This is a genomic window from Oleiphilus sp. HI0061, assembly GCF_001635675.1.
Genome location: NZ_LWFE01001748.1, coordinates 1 through 1,617, shown reverse-complemented (window position 1 = coordinate 1,617; position 1,617 = coordinate 1). Strand labels below are relative to the sequence as shown.

Below are 1,617 nucleotides of genomic sequence, written 5' to 3'. Positions count from 1 at the left end.
GCCCTTATTAGCAGTGCTAGGTATCGCGCTGTTCATTCAGTTTCAAGATGCAAATCGCTTCAAACCTACGATTGAGCAGCAAGCTATAGAACAAGCCGGAATAAACTTATCGATAGACGGGTCCCTAACCTGGTCTTTGTACCCACTCGGCATTGATATCAACGATATGCAAATCAGTGATCAGCATGGACAAGCGTTTGCATCTATTAAGAGAATACTGGCGCAGGTAGACCTATTTTCTTTACTCAAGGGTTCACCCAGCGTTCACACCCTGCTTCTCGATAGTGCAAAAATATCGCTATTTGAAGACGAGCAAGGAAAAGCCAATTGGCTTAATATTCTACCAACACAAGAAACAGCGGCACTGGAAAAAGACACCTCGGAAACGAAAGCAAAAGATTCAAATCAAGACTCAAAAAACCAGAAGACTTCTGAGCTTTCGTTTTTACTCAGCCAGCTAAGCATATCTAACCTAAACATTGCTTATACATCAGAGCTCAAAAACCAAAGCATTAAACTTTCACCTGCGAGTATTAAGGTTTCAAACATAGCACCAAACAAAGATGTACCCTTCGACATAGACTTCACCTTCGAAGACACCATAGAAAAACTAACACTCAATTCTAATATTATTGGCCTTATCGAGAAGCAGGGTGTGAACGCTGGGTGAACCCTTGAGTAAAGAAAATAGGTCTACCTGCGCCAGTATTCTCTTAATAGATGCAAACGCTTGTCCATGCTGATCACTGATTTGCATATCGTTGATATCAATGCCGAGTGGGTACAAAGACCAGGTTAGGGACCCGTCTATCGATAAGTTTATTCCGGCTTGTTCTATAGCTTGCTGCTCAATCGTAGGTTTGAAGCGATTTGCATCTTGAAACTGAATGAACAGCGCGATACCTAGCACTGCTAATAAGGGCAGTCCGATAACCAAAAGTAAGCTGAATTTAAGAAATTTGTTCATTGCTGTATATGGCCCTTAATGAGTCGGTTTCTTGTTCAAGGTATCGTGGCTTTTTATCTTTGAAGTGTTTATTATTGCTGGTCTGCAGGATTATGTCATTGAAGCTTTTCGAATTTCTAATCGGAACGCTCATTAATAGGCTTGCCCGCACAGAAATACACCCTGAGAAAACCACCAGTGATAATAATAGTGAGGTAGGAAATGACCGTTAAAGTAAGTATTGATATTGATCGCGAGTTTACCGTTAAAGCCGATGCAAGCACTGCTTTTGCATTGTTGGCGGATGTGCCCGCTTCAGGCGCCCACTTCCCAAAAGTTGAAGCACTAACCGATCAAGGTGACAATACCTTTCTTTGGGAAATGGAAAAGGTAGGCTTGGGTGATCATGCAATCCAGACTGTTTATGCCTGTAAGTATTCTGCTGACGAAGCCGCATGTGAAGTTACTTGGACTCCTGTTAAGGGTGAGGGTAATGGCGTTGTATCAGGTAAGTGGGAAATAACCGAAGGTGACGGCGTAACTAACTTGAAATTAACGACTTCTGCGCAATTGACTTTGCCTTTACCAGGCCTGCTTAAGTTAGCAATTAGCCCGGTTGTTAAGCATGAATTTAGTGCAATGGTTGATGAGTATATCGACAACCTGAAAGG

General features: G+C 42.3%; 3 protein-coding genes. 2 read left to right on the top strand and 1 reads right to left on the bottom strand.

Going from position 1 to position 1,617, the window contains the following annotated elements:
* Positions 1 to 670, top strand: a 670-nt coding sequence (locus A3735_RS26755; protein ID WP_156499951.1) for an AsmA family protein, incomplete at its 5' end; no start/stop codon positions are given.
* Here A3735_RS26755 and A3735_RS26750 read toward each other — a convergent pair.
* Positions 611 to 967: an AsmA family protein gene (locus A3735_RS26750; protein WP_068638979.1), complete on the bottom strand. Its 357-nt coding sequence runs from the start codon at positions 965 to 967 to the stop codon at positions 611 to 613. The genes A3735_RS26755 and A3735_RS26750 overlap by 60 nt on opposite strands.
* Before the next feature lie 201 nt (positions 968 to 1,168).
* Between A3735_RS26750 and A3735_RS26745 the strand changes: the two genes are divergently transcribed.
* Positions 1,169 to 1,617, top strand: a 449-nt coding sequence (locus tag A3735_RS26745) for an SRPBCC family protein (RefSeq protein WP_068638977.1), incomplete at its 3' end; no start/stop codon positions are given.

Coding starts and splice junctions, on each gene's coding strand:
- A3735_RS26750 (WP_068638979.1), bottom strand. CDS start 967: ATGAACAAATTTCTTAAATTCAGCTTACTTTTGGTTATCGGACTGCCC.